The following is a 16,579-nucleotide window of genomic DNA, read 5'->3' on the forward strand; positions in this document are numbered from 1 at the left end:
CAAGTCGCTCGGCTGGGAGTGGGGCGAGTACCGGGGGACCCCCATACCTGGGTGCCGATTTACAGTTCGCGGCGACGCTGTGCTCGGGAGAATAGATTGGTCATGACCGCTCAGCCTCTGGAACCCGTTGCGCCCCGTGATCCCGGGGAGGACCCGGCTGCGATCTTCGAGGCGCTTCCGCCGTCGCACCGTGCCCGGTTCCGGTCAGAGTACGACGAGGCTTTGGAAGCCGCCCACGACTTGGTCCGCTTCAAGCAGGTACAGACGCTGTTGCGTCAGTGGCGCCTGCGTGCGATCGCTTACGCCCGCCCCGGCTACGAGGAGGCGGTCGATGACGCTCTCCAGGGGCGTACGGAGATGTTCACTCGCTACACCCCGCCGGAGTGGGAAGGCCGGGTGTGAGCTACAACTGACTCCGCATACCGCCGGTCGGTGGGCTGGTGCTGGAGCGTCTCTCCGGCCTTCTTCAGATTGCCGAATTTCGCCCGCGCGCTTGAGGTCTGGGAAGCCGGCACACGGCGCCGCCAGGCTCGGCCGAGCAGGCGGCGGCGTGGTCTGTCATCGCCACGATTCGGCACAATGCTGATGTGCGAGTCGAATTGCTCGGACCGTTCGAGGTCCGGAACCGCGATGGAGCCGTGGTGGAGGTTCCGGGGATTCGGCTGCGCGCGCTGCTCGCCGCGCTCGCCCTCGACCCCGGCCGGATCGTCACGCGCGCGAGGCTCGTGGACTGGATCTGGGGGCAACGGCCGCCCGCGGACGAAGTGAATGCCTTGCAGGCGTTGGTGTCCCGGCTGCGCAGGGTGTTGCCGAACGGTGTGATCGAGGCGGATTCCGGCGGGTACCGGCTGGCCGTGGCTTCTGATGCCGTGGACGTGGGCCGGTTCGAGCATTTAGTCGGTCAGGGCCGCGCCGCCGAGCCTGCGGCGCGGGCGGATCTGCTCCGCTCGGCCCTGGCGTTGTGGCGCGGTACGGCCATGGCGGACATCGCGCTGCACGGCAGCGATGCGTTCGACGCCGCGGTCGCGCGTCTGGACGAGCTCTACGTTGCCGCGCTCGGGGATCGGGTGGATGCGGACATCCGCCTCGGCCGCGGCTCGGAGTTGGTCTCCGAACTGACCGAGCTGGTCGCCACGTATCCGCTGCGTGAGGGGTTCGTGGCGGCCTTGATGCGAGCGCTCGCCGAGGCGGGGCGTGGGACCGAGGCGTTGACCGTGTACCAGCGGACGCGCGAGCGGCTCGCCGAGGAGTTGGGCGCCGATCCGTCGGCCGAGCTCTCCGCGCTGCACACCGCGTTGCTGCGGGGCGAGTTGGGCGAGCGGGCGGAGAACCGCAGGACGAACCTGCGCGCCGAGCTGACGAGTTTCGTCGGCACGGCCGATGACATCGCCGCGGTCGCCGGTCTGGCCATCAAGCACCGGCTGGTCACCTTGACGGGGCCGGGCGGCTCCGGCAAGACCAGGCTGGCCACCGAGACCGCGCGGACGATGCTCGCCGAGCTGCCGGACGGGGCGTGGCTGGTCGAACTGGCCTCGGTCCGGGCAGGCGGTGACCTGGCGCAGGCCGCCCTCACCGCGATCGGCCTGCGTGACCAGCCGCTGCTCGGTGACGCGCGGGGTGGAGAGCCGATGGATCGGCTCATCGCCGCGGTCCGTGAGCGCGCGATCTTGCTGATCCTGGACAACTGCGAGCACGTGATCGAGGCGGCCGCGGCTTTCGCGGATCGGCTTCTGGGGGAGTGCCGGAGGCTGCGGATTCTGGCCACGAGCAGGGAACCGCTCGGCATCACCGGGGAGGTGCTGTGGCAGGTCGAGCCGCTGGCGCTGCCCGCGAAGGGAGCGGGCCCCTCCGAGGTCGGGTCCTCGCCCGCGGTGCGGCTGCTGCGGGACCGCGCGGGTTTGGTGCGCAAGGACATCGGCTCCGACGCGCCCACCTTGGCGGCCATGGCGCGGATCTGCCGGGCGCTGGACGGGATGCCGCTGGCGATCGAACTGGCCGCGGCACGGCTGCGCACCATGACCGTCGATCAGCTGGCACATCGGCTCGATGACCGGTTCCGCCTGTTGACCAGCGGCAGCCGTACGGCGCTCTCCCGGCACAAGACGCTGCGCGCGGTCGTGGACTGGAGCTGGGATCTGCTGACCGAGGCCGAACGTGGCGTGCTGCGGCGGCTCTCGGTGTTCTCCGGCGGGGCGAGCCTGGAAGCGGCCGAGCGGGTGTGCGGGGACGAGGCGTTCGCCGGGGAGCAGGTGCTCGACCTGCTGACCGCGTTGATCGAGAAGTCGCTGCTGCTCGCCGACGGCGAGGGTGCGCCGCGCTACCGGATGCTCGACACCATCAGGGAGTACGCGGCGCACCGGCTCGCCGAAGCCGAGGAATCCGAGCCGGCGCGCCGGGCGCACCTGGCCTACTTCACCGAGCTGGCCGAGACGGCCGATCCGCACCTGCGCCGGGCCGAACAGCTGGAATGGCTGGCCACACTCGAGGCCGAGCACGACAACATCAATGCGGCCCTGCGCGGGGCGATCGCCGAGGGATGGGCCCAGGAGGCGATGCGGCTGGTCGGGGCAGCGGGCTGGCACTGGTTCCTCAGCGGGCACCGGGCCGAGGGCACCGAGTTGAGCGTCGCGGCGGCCTCGATGCCCGGTGAGGTGCCCGATGAGGTGCGGGCGCTGGCGTACACCATCGTGACAGTGTTCCTGACCTCCGGGGTCGGCCGCGATCAATATCAGGCGCAGGAGTGGATCCACGAGGCGTACCGGGTCACCCGGCGCAGCGGGTCTCGCCACCCCATGCTCGGATTCGTCGAGCTTTGGGAGCGGATGCTGCAGGAGCCGACGGGGTTCCTGCCCGCGTTGGAGCCGCTCCTCGCAGACGATGATCCATGGGTGCGCGCGCAGGCCAGGCTCACGCGTGGCCGATTCCGGCTCACGCTCGGCGGCGATGCGACCAATGTGGACATCGACGCCGAAATCGCCCTTGCCGAGTTCCGCGCGCTGGGTGACCGGATGGGGATCTCGCTGGCGCTGACGTTCCTGGCCGATCGGCTCGCCATGTGCGGCGAGTTCGCCCGCGCGTGTGAGCACTACGAAGAGGCGGGCACCGCGCTGACCGAGCTGGGAGTGCGGGAGGAAGTGGTCAGCCTGCGGGTGCGGCAGGCTCAGCTGTACTGGCTGCTCGGCGATGAGCGATCCAGCACGTTCGCCATGGCCGAGGCGCAGCGGTGCGCGGGCGGGATCACCTGGCCGGACGCGCTCGCCGAGCTGGCGCTCTCGAAGGCGCAGCTGGCGCGCTGGCGCGGCGAGCCGGACGAGGCACGCCGGCACCTGGCCACGGTGCGGGCGACGCCGGGCAACGCGGAAACGATCGGCTTCATCCGCGCCAAGGCCATGGACCTGTACGGCTACCTCGCCGAGGACCTCGAGAAGGCCCGCGCGCATCGGAGCGAGGCGTTCCGCGCGGTGGTGGACACGGGCTATCCGCCGCTGATCGCCGAGGTGTTGATCGGGATCGCGGATCTCGCGCTGCGCCAGGGACAGTACGAGCAGGCCGTGCGGTTGCTCGCGGCGAGCGACGGCGTGCGTGGCACGCCGGATCGTTCGCAGCCGGACGCTTCCAGGATCACCTTGGAGACGCGGAATCGCCTCGGTGAAACCGTGTTCACCGAGGCGATCCGTGACGGGCAGCGGCGGGACTGGCGCGAGCTGGCCGAGATCACGCTCGCTTCGTGAACGACCGGCGCGCCCACAGGTAGGCGATGAGCGTGAGCCCCACGCACCAGGCGATCGCCGCCATGGCCGAGCCCGCCGACGGCGCGCCGGTCAGCAGCCCGCGCAGGGCTTCGATGACCGAGGTGAACGGCTGGTACTCCGCGAATTGCCGCACGCCCGGCCCCATTTTGTCGGCCGGCACGAATGCGCTGCTCAAGAAGGGAAGCAGCATCAGTGGGACAGCGGCCATGCCCGCGCTTTCCGGCGTTTTCGCCGCGAGGCCGAAGGCGACGGTCAGCCAGCCGATCGCCACTACCGTCAACACGACGATGCCGATCACGCCGAGCCACTCCGCGAAACTCGCCGACGGCCGGAATCCCATCAGCAGCGCGACCCCGGTGACGAGCGCGATGGCCACCAGGCTCCGCAGCACGGTCTCGATCACGTGCGCGTTCAGCACCGCGGCCCGGGACACCCGCATGACGCGAAGCCGGTTGATGAATCCGTTCGTCATATCGGAATTCACCGCGATCGCGGTGGAGCCGATGCCGTAGCAGATGGTCGTCAGGATCAGCCCCGGTGTCGCGTAATCGGCGTAGTTCACGCCGACGCTGAACGCGTCGCCGAATACGTAGACCATCAGGAACATCAGAAAGATCGGCATGATGATGCCGTTGAACAGCGCCACCGGATTTCGCATCGTGTGCCGGAAGTTGCGCCGCAGCATGGTCGCGGAGTCTGAGATGACGTTCATCGTGCGTTGATCTCCTTGTTCCCGTGACCGGTGAGGGCGAGGAAGACGTCATCCAGGTCCGGTGTATGCACCGACAGTTCCTCGACGTCGATGGAATGCTGATCGAGCCGATCGAGCAGCGCGCGCAATGACCGCACCCCGCCGTCGCCGGGTACCCGCAAGGTCAGCTCTTCGTCGTCCCTTGTGGACGCGTGCAGGACCTGTGCCGCGACGTCGAATGCCTGCCGATCGGTGAACCGCAGCCGGACATGGCTGCCGGAAACCTGGCGCTTGAGCTCGTCGGCGGTGCCCTCGGCGACCAGCCGGCCCTGATCGAGTACGGCGATGCGGTCGGCGAGTTCGTCCGCCTCCTCGAGGTACTGCGTGGTGAGGAAGATGGTCGTGCCACCGGCGACCAGCTCCCGGATGATCTCCCACATGGTGCGGCGGCTGCGCGGATCGAGTCCCGTCGTGGGCTCGTCCAGGAAAATGATCTGCGGCTTGCCGACCAGCGTCATGGCGAGGTCCAGCTTGCGGCGCATGCCGCCGGAGTAGGACGCCGCCGGTTTGCGCGCCGCTTCAACCAGATCGAACCGGTCGAGCAACCGGCCGGCGACTCGCTTGCCCTCCGCCTTGGGCAGGTGCAGGAGATCCGCCATCAGCAACAGGTTCTCCTCGCCGGTGAGCAGGTCGTCCACCGACGCGAACTGCCCGGTGACCCCGATCGCCGCGCGCACCGCCTTGGTTTCCGTGACCACGTCGTGCCCGGCGACGACCACCTTCCCGGCGTTGGGGGACAGCAGCGTGGTCAACACGTTCACCGTCGTGGTCTTCCCGGCGCCGTTGGGGCCGAGCAGAGCGAAGATCGTGCCGGTACGGACATCAAGGTCGATGCCGTCGAGCACGACCTTGTCTTTGTATGCCTTTCGCAGCCCCGAGACCGCGATCGCTGATCCGTTCATGGCATCCACGATCGCCGACCGCCCTGATACCGGGCGGTTGCGGTGCTGACACGGCCGCTGACACGACACCGCATCAGACCTGATCGCCGTCCGGGACCTCTGCCTGCGTCAGTACACCAACCCGCCGCCGGCGTCCGGGGGGCCAGCCGTCCGGCAGCTGGCGGCCGCCGCCGTACGCGTCCGCCGCGGCACCGGGCGGGGCGTCGCAGAGCAGCTGACCAGCCCTCGCGGGTGCACAAGCCGGACCCGAAGAGCGACGGCCTCTACGGCCGCTACGGCCTCGGGCTGTATGACGTGCAGGATCTCAGCTGTCTAGCGTTGCTTGAGGCGGAGTGCTTCTTTGCGGGTCTCGGCCTGGATGGACCGCTCGCGCTCCAGCCACGCAGGGTTCTCCGCTTTCAGCGCATCGATCTCAGCGGTGGTGAGCGGTCCGGTGATCCCGCCTCTGGTCAGGCCGGAAATGGAGACCCTGAGCTTCGCGGCGATGACCTGCTTGGGGTGCGGGCCGTTGCGGCGCAGGTCAGCGAGCCAGGCGGGTGGCGTCGACTGCAACTCGTTCAGCTCGTCCCTGGAGACGACCCCCGCCTGGAACTCGGCGGGAGTGGCCGAGAGGAGGACACCCAGCTTCTTGGCCGCGGTCGCGGGCTTCATCGTCTGGATGCTCTTCGGTTTGGGCGAGGTCATGGCGCCAAGAGTAGTCAGTCGGAACGGGTTCCCCTGACATCGGTACCCTGAGGAAGTGACTGATGGGGAGACCGGCAGGGTGTTCCGGCTGGCGTACGGGCCCGGGGTGACACCCGCGAAATGGGTCAACGTCTGGACCGAGAGGATGCCCGGCGTGCCGGTTACCCTGGTCGCGGTTCCCGCCGCCGAGGTGGTGGGACTTCTGCGGGAGGGCGGTGCCGACGCCGGATTCGTCAGGCTGCCGGTCGACCGGGACGGGCTCAGCGTGATTCCTCTCTACGTGGAGACCACGGTGGTCGTGGTGCCCAAGGACCACGCGGTGGCCGCCGCCGACGAGGTGGTCATCGCCGACCTGAGCGACGACGAGGTGCTCCATCCTCTGGACGACACCATCGAGTGGACGACCCGACCCGGGCTGCCCGCGTTCACCCGCCCGGCCACGACGGCGGACGCGGTCGAACTGGTAGCGGCCGGCACTGGGCTTCTCCTGGTTCCGCAGTCGCTGGCACGCCTCCACCACCGCAGGGATCTCACTTACCGGCCGGTGTCGGACGCGCCACAGTCTCAGGTCGCGCTGGCCTGGCCCACGGACGCGACCACTGACCTGGTGGAAGATTTCATCGGCATCGTCCGCGGCCGGACAGTGAACAGCTCGCGGGGCCGGACCCCCGCCTCCCCTGCGGAGAAACCGGCACAGCGGCAGGCACAGAAACCCGCACGGAATGACTCCGGCCGCCGGGCCGTGCCGGCCCGCCGTAAAGGGAAGGGTTACCGGCCTCGGTGACATGCAGCCCCGAACCTCCGGTTCGGACCCGGCAATAAATGTGACCGACCCGGCCTCAGTTGAACCACATCAAGGGACTCGAGACCGCGAGATCTCTCTGCCCCACGCCCAGATCAAACCGGGACAACGATGGATGACAGGCGTTGGTGAGGGATGTGGATCAGGCGGTGAGACCGCGCCGCCCGCCAGCGTGATCGACGTCGTGGCGCTGCTGCGCCTGTACGACGGGGCCCGTACCGTCAACGGGCGGGAGGGGGGCGTCGACGTCGAGGCGCGCCCGGGTGACCAGGTATCCGTGCAGAAAGGCCGCGAGCTCGGACCGGCTCCGGGTGCCGGTCTTGGTGAAAACGGCCTTGAGGTGATCCTGCACGGTGAACGCCGACAGGAAGAGGACCGACCCGATCTCCTTGTTCGTGAGGCCCCGCCCGGCCAGCGCGGCGATCTGGCGTTCCCGGGCGGTGAGCCGGTAGACGTCGGCGAGCAGCTCCATGATCTCCTGAGGGCGGGTGGTTTCCAGGATGACGGAGACCGAGGTGTCTCCTAGATGCTCGGCGTGAGCGGTCAGCCATCGTCCCGTCCGAGTGCGGATGCGGACACGATGCGGGGTGCCGGAGGCGGCCCGCCGGTGGGCTGCGTACACCAGTGATGCGAGCGTGTAAGGCAGGTCGCCGAGGCGGCTGTCGTCGATCTCGTCGAGCAGGCGCCGGGCGGACGCCGATACGTGATCAAGCACGACGGTCTCGGCCACCCTGCACAGCATCAGCCCGGGCCCGTCGTCCTCGGCTGGCGGGCGCCCGGAGAGCACCATGGCCCGGCGCAGCCCATCCGCGACGAGCTGGCTGATCGCGTGCATGGCATCGAGCTCCCGGGCAGTGAAGTCGGGAATGTCGGTGCCCCGCATCAAGACCATCGCTCCCCATACCCGGCCGTCCGCGGCGCGGAAGCCGATGCGGACCTCGTGCCGGATATCGGAAGGGCGCAGCACGTCGCGGAAGCGATGGCTGCGTGCGAGATCACCACCCGTCGCCTGCGACAGGGTCCGTGCGGTCACGCCGTTACGGACCAGCTCGCGCATGGTGAGGACGTCCGGGTCGGCGTCCTGCTGCTCGATCTCGGTCAACCGGCCGAGATGCTGGAACGGCAGCCCTTCGTCGTGGAAGCCGCCGGTGGGGTTTCCCGTGTCGGGGTCCATGGTCAATCCGCACCACAGATCGAATGGGACGACTCGGGCCAGCTGGGCGGCGACCCCGCGCTCGAGCGCCAGCGGGGACTGCGCCCGGCGAGACAGGTCGGCCACGGCCTCCCGTACGTCTCGCCCCCTCCCACTTCTCATGTCGCCAGTATCGGCGCGGGTCCGGCGCCCCCACCATCCCTCAGCCGAGGGATGTCGCCCACGAGGCGCCTTGTCCCACGCTTGCCCACATGAACGCAACGGACAGGAGGACTGGCATGAACATCGCCTACCGCGCCTCGGTTCCCGCCCTGGACGGCTTCGAGGGCGAGCTGATCACCCCACACGACGCCGGCTACGACAGGGCCAGGCGGATCTGGAATGGATCGATCGACCGCCGGCCCGCCTTCATCGCCCGTTGCCGGTCGACGGCGGACGTGGCCGCGGCGGTGGTCTTCGCCCGCCGACACGGCCTCCCGATCGCGGTGCGCGGCGGCGGCCACAGCATCCCGGGCTACTCGGTGGTCGAGGGCGGGCTCATGATCGACTGCAGCCCCATGAAGGGGATCGAGCTGCACCCCGAGGTGCAACGCGCCGATGTGGATCCCGGCGTCCTCTGGCGGGAGTTCGACACGGCCGCGCAGGCGGAGGGACTCGCGACACCCGGCGGTGAGATCTCCGACACTGGAGTCGCGGGCCTCACCCTCGGAGGCGGCATCGGCTGGCTTTCCCGGCTGTACGGCCTCGCCGCGGACAATCTCCTCGGCGTCGAGCTCGTCACCTCGACCGGGGACGTCGTGACAGCCGACGACAGCACCGATCCCGAACTGATGTGGGGGCTGCGGGGCGGCGGCGGCAACTTCGGCATCGTCACCCGTTTCACCTTCCGGCTTCACTCGGTCGCACCCGCCTGGGCCGGCATGGTCATGTATCCGGGAGCGCTCGCCCAGGACGCCCTCCACGCCTTTCACGAAGTCGGCGAGCGGGCGCCGCGCGAGCTGTCGCTCGTCGCGGCGCTGGTGTCCGCCCCTCCAGCGCCCTTCGTGCCCGCCGACGCGGTAGGCAAGCCCGTCGTCGGCATCGCGGCCGCCTACTTCGGCCCGCGCCACATCGGGCAGGAGCTGACCGCGCCCCTGCGCAGCCTCGGACGGCCACTCATCGACACCTTCGGCATTATGGGGTACGCCGACCTGCAGAGGATGTTCGACGACGCCAACGTCCCCGGGCGACAGCAGTACGTCCGCTCCGACTTCCTCCAAGGCCTGCCGGACGAGGCCATCGCCGCGCTCTTCCACCACGGCACCCGTCCGTCGTCGCCCCTGAATCAGGTACTGCTCCGCCGTCTCGGCGGCGCCATCGGCGACAGGGACCGCGGCGCGACGGCCTTCGGACACCGGTCGGCGGATTACATGACGATGATCGCGGCCACCTGGGAGAACCCCGCCGAGGATTCCGGCCTGCACCGCCGCTGGGTAGGCGAAACGTGGAACGCCACCCGGCCGTGGGCCGACGGCACCTATGTCAACCACCTGGGGGACGAGGGCAGCGGCCGCATCCGCGAGGCGTACCTGCCCGACAGTTGGAGCCGCCTGACGCGGCTGAAGGCACGCATGGATCCAGACAACGTCTTCGCGCTGAACCAGAACATCCCACCGGCCGGAGCCTGACAGCGCCCAAGGGCCGCCGCCCACGCAGATCCTCATCGCCGACGGCGGCACCGAGGACGCGATCCCCCCAACGCCTCCGTGGGGCCCGCGCGCAAGACGTGAAACGGTGAGCGCGGTGGCCCTTGCGCCCGGTCACGGCGGGCCCTCGTAGCCCACCGGCGGCGCGGCGGCGGTGTAGGAGGGAAGGGGCAAGGGCTGGCGGGTGAGGAACGCCGTGATGGCGGCCAGCACCATCTTGTTCGCACCGTGGTAGACGTTGTGTCCGGCGCCGTTCACGTAGATCAGCCGGGAGTTCGGCAGCAGATCGCGGTACGTCGTGGCGGAGCGCCAGGACAGGTAATCGCAGGAGCCCTTGATGATCAGTGTGGGCGTGGGCAGGCCGGCCAGCGCCGGACGGGGGTCACTCGGTCGGGGGGCGGTCGCCGACTGCGGGTACTGCATCGCGTAGAAGCCGGTGCCCCGTACGGGCCGCTCCGTGAGCGTCGCACCCCGGCAGTACAACGCAGGCTGGGTTAGCTTGAGCACCCTGTCGTTACGGGCGTCGGCCTCGGCGTCGGGCAGGAAGGCGTGCGCCGCCGGCGGATTGACCTGCAACAGGAGGTAGCCGAGCAGCGGGCGCGGCTGGAGCAGTGTGCCGTAGAGCTGTGCTTTCCGGGCCGGGTCGAGTCGACCGCTGACGAGGTCGCCGCTGGTGTCGGCCGGGTCCAGCGCCCCGGGAGAGGTCAGCACCAGCCCGGCGACACGGTCGGGATGGGTGGCGAGGTATCTCGCGGCGATCTCGCCGCCGTAGGAGTGGCCGATCAGGATGACCTTAGGCAGTCCAAGCCGGCTGCGCAGGCTTTCCAGGTTCTCCACCGCGCGCTCGCGGGTGTAGCCGCGCGGATCGTCCAGCCGCGTCGATCCGTCGGTGCCGAGCTGCGCGTAGAGGTAGACGTCGAATCCCTGGCCGGTGAGGGAGGCGAACGCCTCGGCGTTGTCCTGCAGTTCTGGCACGCCCGGGCCGCCGTGCACGACGATGATCGGCGGGCGGCTCGTCGTACCACGTGCGGGCAGTTTGATCACGGTGAGCCTGGACGCGGTGACCTGGACCGCCGTGGCACCCGGTAGGGCGGTGGCGGGTGACGGGGGCGCGGGCGCCAGGGTGGCCCAGGCGAACACCGCACCGGGCACCAGCGAACCGGCCGCGAACGCCACCCGTCGTGCCGTGCGCCGGCGTTCGGGCGGCACCCGCCTGGCCGTGATGAGCGCCGCACCGGCGTAACCGACCGCGAAGAAGACCACCATGCCGGCGGTCATGAAAAGCATCGGCACGGCGGTGACTGCGGCGGCCGCGAAAAGCGCGGCCAGACCGCACACCCCCGCCCCGGCAGTCACGGCCGCCACGGCCAGGCAGGTCACCAGCCGCGATCGTCGCCGAGGCGTCGACCGCTGTCCCGCCTCGGCATTCTGCATGGCCTCATGAGTCACGGGGCCACAGTCAACCCCAACCCCGGCTCCGCGCGCCTCCGGGAGGCACCTGAATGGTCCCCTATCAGTCAAGGAATCAGGACAGGCGATGGCTCGCCCCGAATTCGCTACCTCTCCGACGGCTCGGCGATAGAGTCCACACGTGCGTTGATCTTCCGGGTGGCAGTTGAGTGCCGTCACAAACGGTGCGGGCGACCCGAGAGGTGGGGCCGCCCCGACAGGCATAGCCGTCACCATCCACCGGAGATCACATGACGCCCGCTCAGCAGCCCCTGACCTACCACGCGTTCGTTGAACTCGCCGCCGCCGACCCCGCCGTCGTCGGACTCGTCCTCAAGGGCTCCCACGCCCACGACGACATGACCACCGAGCACTCGGACTACGACCTGTACGTCGTCCTTGCCGACGGCGCGACAACGGATCTCACCCGGTTTACCGGCCACCGGACGCCCGAGCTCGACCTCGTCATCATCTCCCTCACCGACTTTCGCGCGGCCGGAATGCCGGGCTTCGAGCGCTACGCCCTTGCCCGCGCCAGGGTCGTGCTCGACCGGCTCAACGGAGGCATCGCCCAGATCCTCGCCGCCAAGGCGCGGCTCGACGCCGACGAAGCATTCCGGGACTGCGGCGAATGGCTCGACGCCTATGCCAACTCTCTCTACCGCTCCGTCAAGAACGACCGTGACGGGCATTCACTAGCGGCCCGCCTCGACGCGGCCGACAGCATCCGATTTCTGCTGGAGCTGCTTTTCGCAATGGACCGTCGCCCCCGCCCCTACAACAAGTACCTGGAATGGGAACTCGCCCGATACCCGCTGCCCGGTTGGGACACCGGCATGCTGCTGGACGCCGCGTACCGCATCTCAGGAACGGGCAATGTACCCCTGCAACGGCGGATCTTCGCTTATGTCGAGGCAGCGGCCCGGCGCGCCGGGCACGGCACGGTGCTGGACGCATGGGGCGAGGACCTCGACCTGATGCGACCGTAATAGGGGAGACTCGGCCGACAAGGCCGACGTCTACTCACAGATAGGGCTCAGACTGACCTACCAGCCCCAGAAACGACTTGTGGAGGCTCAGGTTGTCCCTGACCTCCACATGTGCAAAAGGTTTGTGTCCGAGGGGGGACTTGAACCCCCATGCCCATCACTGGGCACTAGCACCTCAAGCTAGCGCGTCTGCCTATTCCGCCACCCGGACTTGGTGCCTGCACGTGGGACCGTCATCCCGCGTCGGCTCACACAGATTAGCACTGTCCGGCGTGAGGTTCATACCTGGAATCCATCGCCCCATGCCCGGCTCCCCTTGTGCACAGGTGGACGGCAGGATGGGAGGCACCAGCCGTACGTGAACAGGAGGACCACGCTGTGACCGACCGAAGCACGGGATACACGGGGAGAGGCGCATGACTCCGCTCAACGGCGAGGACGAGGTCGTCGGCCTGTGCCGGGACCTGATCCGCATCGACTCCACGAACGCCGGTGACAACGCGGGGCCGGGTGAGCGCCGAGCCGCCGAGTACGTCGCGGCGAAGCTGGCCGAGGTGGGCCTCGAACCGCAGATCCTCGAATCCGACACCGGGCGGGCCAACGTCATCGCCCGCATCGAGGGGGCGGACTCCGGGCGGGGGGCGCTCCTCCTCCACGGGCATCTGGACGTCGTCCCGTTCGACGCGTCCGACTGGACGCATCACCCGATGAGCGGGGAGATCGCCGACGGCTGCGTCTGGGGCCGCGGAGCGGTGGACATGAAGGACATGGACGCCATGATCCTCGCCGTCGTACGGCAGCGCCTCAGCGGGAACAGGAAGCCCCCGCGGGACGTGGTGCTGGCCTTCACGGCCGACGAGGAGGCCGGAGGAAACTACGGCGCGCAGTGGCTGGTCGAGCGGCACCCGGAGGTGCTGGAGGGGTGCACGGAGGCGATCGGCGAGGTCGGCGGCTTCAGCGTCAGCCTGTCGGACAGCCGCCGTCTCTATCTCATCGAGGCGGCCGAGAAGGGCATCGCCTGGATGAAGCTGACCGCGACGGGCCGGGCCGGCCACGGCTCCATGCTCAACGACGAGAACGCCGTCACCGAGCTGGCTGAGGCGATCGGCCGCCTGGGCCGCTACCAGTGGCCCGTACGGCTCACGCCGACCGTCCAGTCCTTCTTCCGTGAGGCGTTCGACATCGAGCTGAAGGCCGAGGACGCGGAGGAGGCCGTGGCGAAGCTGGGCCCGCTGGCCCGGATGGTCGGCGCGACCCTGCGGAACACGGCCAACCCCACCATGCTCGACGCCGGGTACAAGGCCAACGTCATCCCCCAGAGCGCCTCCGCCCACGTGGACGGCCGTTTCCTGCCCGGCTACGAGGACGAGTTCCTCGCCACCGTGGACGAACTCCTCGGCCCCAACGTCACCAGGGAGTTCGTCTACCACGACGTCGCCCTGGAGACGGCCTTCGAGGGGTCCCTGGTCAAGGCCATGGCCGACGCGCTCCAGGCGGAGGACCCCGGCTCCAAGGCCGTGCCGTACACGCTCAGCGGGGGCACCGACCTCAAGGCGTTCAGCCGGCTGGGCATCCGTGGATTCGGGTTCGCGCCCCTGCGTCTTCCGGCGGATCTCGATTTTTCCGGAATGTTCCATGGGGTAGATGAGCGGGTTCCGGTGGATTCGCTCAAATTCGGGGTTCGGGTTCTTGACCGTTTCCTCGATTACTGCTGAGAAACCAGTTGCACTCACTTGGCGTGCCGATAGAGTAACTCTCCGTTGAGGGGTTGATCCGCGCCAGGCGGACTTGGTTGATCTCGGGGAGGTCGCGTGGCACGCACGCTGGACGAGCGGTCGCGGGCAGAGATGCCCGCCGCCGACCCGTGCGTGCCCGCGATTGCTTCCCAGGCCGACGGGCAGAGCCGGATGGCGCGGCTCGTGGCCGGCTCGCGGCTGGTCCGCTTTTTGATCATCAGCGGATTCGTCGCCGTCGCCTGGTTGCTCGGTGTGATCTTCGGCGTCTTCGGCACGGCCTCGGCCAGTGCCGATGCGGCCCCTTCGACTGTCGTCACCGGGTCGGTCATCGATGGCGGTGCCTCCACGAGGACCGACGGTTTCCCCACGAGTGACGACGCCTCGGCCAATGCCGAGGCGATGGCCGGGCGCACTGTCGACGGGCTGACCAGCCAGTCGAAGCCCGGTTTCCCACCACCGTCCACCGCTGACCACACCCCTGGGAGCAAGGGCATGGTCCCCCAAGGGAGCGGTGGATCGACCCTGTTCGGGGATGTCGCGCGCTCCTTCTACGACGTGCGGCTCGTGGAGCTGCCCGCGCCCTTCGCGGGAGTCCTTCCCCCGGTCGTGCGCACAGCGGCGGACGACCCATCCATCTCGCCTGACTGATCCCGCGTTCACGCCGGTCCGCCTCATCAACACCGGGCCGGTGGCGGAGCATGCCCCGCGACGTCCTCGATTCCCGCGAGCACTGTCGGCTGAGCGTCTCCGCGCGGGTGACGCGAGTTTTCCCATCCCTCGTGACGGTCCATGGCTCCGCTATGCCCTGGCCCGGACTCCGTCGCGAGCCGTCAGGTATCCCCCAGAGAACCTAGGAGCATCCATCATGCGTACGTGGGCGAAGGGTTCGACCTCCGTGGCGCTTCTCGCCGTCGGTGTCATGTCCCTCGGCAGCGGTACGGCTTTCGCCGACACCACCGGCAGCGGCTCGATCGGTGGCGGCAACCAGCTCAACCTCCCCATCTCCCTTCCGATCGACATCAGCGGCAACGCCGTCGCCGTCGCCGGGGACTCGACCGCGACGTCGCAGGGCGGCGCGTCGGTTCTCAACGGCCCGGGCGGTTCGGGCGGCGCCGGTGGCGCCGGTGGCAATGTCACCAGCGGTGAGGACAGCATCCTCGGCGGGAACCAGATCGTCGCGCCGATCACCGCGCCGATCAACGCCTGCGGCAACGCGATCGCGATCTTCGGTGACGCCACCGCGGGCTGCAAGGGCGGCGCGTCCGTCAATAACTCCGGCTCGCGCGCCGGTGGCAACCGGACCTCCGGCCGCTCCTCGATCCTGGGCGGGAACCAGATCGTCGCGCCGATCACCGCGCCGATCAACCTGTGCGGCAACTCGATCGGTGTGCTGGGCGACGCCTTCTCCGGCTGCAAGGGCGGCGCGTCGGTCGGCGGCCCCGGCAACGGCGGCGGCCCCGGCAACGGCGGTGGGCACGGCTACGGCGGCCACTGGAACGGTCACGGGCGCGGTCACGGCCGTTCCGGCGGCGTCGTCGGCGGCGCCGGTGGCAATGTCACCAGCGGCGAGCACAGCATCCTCGGCGGCAACCAGATCGTCGCGCCGATCACCGCGCCGATCAACCTGTGCGGCAACGCCGTGGGCAACGGCAGCGCCGGTTGCGCGGGTGGCACGTCCGTGAAGAACTCAGGGGCCGGTACGGGCGGCAACGTCACCTCAGGTCGTTCCTCGATCCTGGGCGGGAACCAGATCGTCGCGCCGATCACGGTGCCGATCAACATCTGCGGCAACTCGATCGGCATCCTGGGTAACGCCTTCTCCGGCTGCAGGGGCGGCGCGTCCGTGACCGGCGGTGCGGGCGGTGCGGGCCGCAACGTCACCTCGGGTCGTTCCTCGATCCTGGGCGGGAACCAGATCGTCGCGCCGATCACCGCGCCGATCAACATCTGCGGGAACGCCGTGGCCGTGCTCGGCAACGCCAGGGGCGGCTGCAAGGGCGGCGCGTCCGTGACCGGCGGCGCGGGCGGTGCGGGCCGCAACTTCACCAACGGTGAGCACAGCATCCTCGGCGGGAACCAGATCGTCGCGCCGATCACCGCGCCGATCAACATCTGCGGCAACGCGGTCGCCGTCCTCGGCGACGCCGCGGCCGGGTGCCTCGGCGGCGCCAGCGTGGGCGGCGGCCAGTCGCACGGCCACAAGGGCTGGCACAGCGCCTGGAACAAGAGCGCAGGCAAGGCCACGCCGGTGCGGACCAGCGGGATGCTGTCCGCCCTGCCGACGGTCCCGGGCGTCGCGGACAGCGGGGTGCTCCCCGCCGCCGCGCAGATGCCGAGCCTGCCCGTGGCCGGCAAGGGAAGCGCCGGTTCGGCGCTCGCTCCGGTGACCGGCCTGGTCGGTTCGCTGCCCGTCGCGAACTCCCTCGGTGGGGCGAGCGACGTGCTCCCGCTCCGTAACCTCGGCCTCATGAGCGCCGAGCAGCCGGTCGGCATGACCGGGATGAACCCCGGCTCCCTCATCGCGCTGGCGCTGGGTGCCATGTTCGCCGCCTCGGCGACCATGTTCAGCGTCGTGCGGCGCTTCCGCCTCCGCTCCGAGAAGTAGGGCCGAGAAGTAGGCGAGAAGTAAGGGAAAACCACGAGCGCTCATCGCTCACGGCGAATGAGCACAGGCGC

Annotated in this window: 13 protein-coding genes and 1 tRNA gene; 8 read left to right on the top strand and 6 right to left on the bottom strand. The window is 69.5% G+C overall.

From position 1 onward, the window contains the following. Nucleotides 1-102 precede the first annotated feature (102 nt). Together QSK17_RS27295 and QSK17_RS27300 are read left to right on the top strand one after the other, a co-directional pair. Nucleotides 103-402, top strand: coding sequence for a DUF6247 family protein (locus QSK17_RS27295; protein ID WP_285708218.1), 300 nt, complete (start codon nt 103-105; stop codon nt 400-402). A 185-nt stretch (nt 403-587) separates the two neighbouring features. Next, the gene (locus tag QSK17_RS27300) at nt 588-3,731 is read left to right on the top strand and encodes an AfsR/SARP family transcriptional regulator (protein ID WP_285708219.1); all 3,144 of its coding nucleotides are present in this window, start codon (nt 588-590) and stop codon (nt 3,729-3,731) included. Here the strand turns inward: QSK17_RS27300 and QSK17_RS27305 are convergent. From QSK17_RS27305 to QSK17_RS27315, 3 genes are all read right to left on the bottom strand, one after another. Further along, nucleotides 3,715-4,437, bottom strand: coding sequence for an ABC transporter permease (locus QSK17_RS27305; RefSeq protein WP_285708220.1), 723 nt, complete (start codon nt 4,435-4,437; stop codon nt 3,715-3,717). The two genes, QSK17_RS27300 and QSK17_RS27305, sit on opposite strands and share 17 nt — an antisense overlap. A 23-nt stretch (nt 4,438-4,460) precedes the next feature. Beyond that, a complete protein-coding gene (locus tag QSK17_RS27310) occupies nt 4,461-5,405 on the bottom strand; it encodes an ATP-binding cassette domain-containing protein (protein ID WP_285708221.1) in 945 nt (314 codons plus the stop codon). 312 nt (nt 5,406-5,717) lie between these two features. Then, nucleotides 5,718-6,089: a DUF5997 family protein gene (locus tag QSK17_RS27315; protein WP_285708222.1), complete on the bottom strand. Its 372-nt coding sequence runs from the start codon at nt 6,087-6,089 to the stop codon at nt 5,718-5,720. Between the two features lie 55 nt (nt 6,090-6,144). Here QSK17_RS27315 and QSK17_RS27320 point away from each other — a divergent pair, with 55 nt between their 5' ends. After that, complete coding sequence (locus QSK17_RS27320) at nt 6,145-6,873, top strand: LysR family substrate-binding domain-containing protein (protein WP_285708223.1); 729 nt, start codon at nt 6,145-6,147, stop codon at nt 6,871-6,873. Nucleotides 6,874-7,033: 160 nt separating this feature from the next. Here QSK17_RS27320 and QSK17_RS27325 read toward each other — a convergent pair whose 3' ends face one another. Continuing rightward, nucleotides 7,034-8,206: a helix-turn-helix transcriptional regulator gene (locus QSK17_RS27325; RefSeq protein WP_285708224.1), complete on the bottom strand. Its 1,173-nt coding sequence runs from the start codon at nt 8,204-8,206 to the stop codon at nt 7,034-7,036. A 116-nt stretch (nt 8,207-8,322) separates the two neighbouring features. On the opposite strand from QSK17_RS27325, the gene QSK17_RS27330 reads away from it, so the two are divergent. Further along, complete coding sequence (locus QSK17_RS27330; protein ID WP_285708226.1) at nt 8,323-9,711, top strand: FAD-binding oxidoreductase; 1,389 nt, start codon at nt 8,323-8,325, stop codon at nt 9,709-9,711. Nucleotides 9,712-9,843: 132 nt separating this feature from the next. On the opposite strand, the gene QSK17_RS27335 is transcribed toward QSK17_RS27330, so the two are convergent. Continuing rightward, nucleotides 9,844-11,178, bottom strand: coding sequence for an alpha/beta hydrolase (locus QSK17_RS27335; protein WP_285708227.1), 1,335 nt, complete (start codon nt 11,176-11,178; stop codon nt 9,844-9,846). A gap of 251 nt (nt 11,179-11,429) precedes the next feature. On the opposite strand from QSK17_RS27335, the gene QSK17_RS27340 reads away from it, so the two are divergent. Then, entirely contained in the window at nt 11,430-12,167 is a 738-nt protein-coding gene (locus QSK17_RS27340; protein WP_285708228.1) for a nucleotidyltransferase domain-containing protein, read from the top strand. Nucleotides 12,168-12,292: 125 nt separating this feature from the next. On the opposite strand, the gene QSK17_RS27345 is transcribed toward QSK17_RS27340, so the two are convergent. Then, nucleotides 12,293-12,378: transfer RNA gene (locus QSK17_RS27345), tRNA-Leu, on the bottom strand. A 205-nt stretch (nt 12,379-12,583) separates the two neighbouring features. On the opposite strand from QSK17_RS27345, the gene QSK17_RS27350 reads away from it, so the two are divergent. The 3 genes from QSK17_RS27350 (at nt 12,584) to QSK17_RS27360 (ending at nt 16,508) form a co-directional block, all read left to right on the top strand. Then, nucleotides 12,584-13,882: a M20/M25/M40 family metallo-hydrolase gene (locus tag QSK17_RS27350; RefSeq protein WP_285708229.1), complete on the top strand. Its 1,299-nt coding sequence runs from the start codon at nt 12,584-12,586 to the stop codon at nt 13,880-13,882. A gap of 96 nt (nt 13,883-13,978) precedes the next feature. Beyond that, nucleotides 13,979-14,551 (top strand): hypothetical protein, encoded by a 573-nt coding sequence (locus QSK17_RS27355; protein ID WP_285708230.1) that lies wholly within the window; start codon nt 13,979-13,981, stop codon nt 14,549-14,551. A gap of 217 nt (nt 14,552-14,768) precedes the next feature. Further along, the gene (locus QSK17_RS27360; RefSeq protein ID WP_285708231.1) at nt 14,769-16,508 is read left to right on the top strand and encodes a chaplin family protein; all 1,740 of its coding nucleotides are present in this window, start codon (nt 14,769-14,771) and stop codon (nt 16,506-16,508) included. Nucleotides 16,509-16,579 lie beyond the last annotated feature (71 nt).

The sequence above is a fragment of the Microtetraspora sp. NBRC 16547 genome, from assembly GCF_030268965.1.
Classification (GTDB): domain Bacteria; phylum Actinomycetota; class Actinomycetes; order Streptosporangiales; family Streptosporangiaceae; genus Microtetraspora.

Excerpts from the sequence above, each read along its gene's own strand:
- QSK17_RS27310 (WP_285708221.1), bottom strand. The coding sequence starts at position 5,405 with ATGAACGGATCAGCGATCGCGGTCTCGGGGCTGCGAAAGGCATACAAA.
- QSK17_RS27360 (WP_285708231.1), top strand. The coding sequence starts at position 14,769 with ATGCGTACGTGGGCGAAGGGTTCGACCTCCGTGGCGCTTCTCGCCGTC.
- QSK17_RS27325 (WP_285708224.1), bottom strand. The coding sequence starts at position 8,206 with ATGAGAAGTGGGAGGGGGCGAGACGTACGGGAGGCCGTGGCCGACCTG.
- QSK17_RS27330 (WP_285708226.1), top strand. The coding sequence starts at position 8,323 with ATGAACATCGCCTACCGCGCCTCGGTTCCCGCCCTGGACGGCTTCGAG.
- QSK17_RS27315 (WP_285708222.1), bottom strand. The coding sequence starts at position 6,089 with ATGACCTCGCCCAAACCGAAGAGCATCCAGACGATGAAGCCCGCGACC.
- QSK17_RS27305 (WP_285708220.1), bottom strand. The coding sequence starts at position 4,437 with ATGCTGCGGCGCAACTTCCGGCACACGATGCGAAATCCGGTGGCGCTG.
- QSK17_RS27340 (WP_285708228.1), top strand. The coding sequence starts at position 11,430 with ATGACGCCCGCTCAGCAGCCCCTGACCTACCACGCGTTCGTTGAACTC.
- QSK17_RS27295 (WP_285708218.1), top strand. The coding sequence starts at position 103 with ATGACCGCTCAGCCTCTGGAACCCGTTGCGCCCCGTGATCCCGGGGAG.
- QSK17_RS27350 (WP_285708229.1), top strand. The coding sequence starts at position 12,584 with ATGACTCCGCTCAACGGCGAGGACGAGGTCGTCGGCCTGTGCCGGGAC.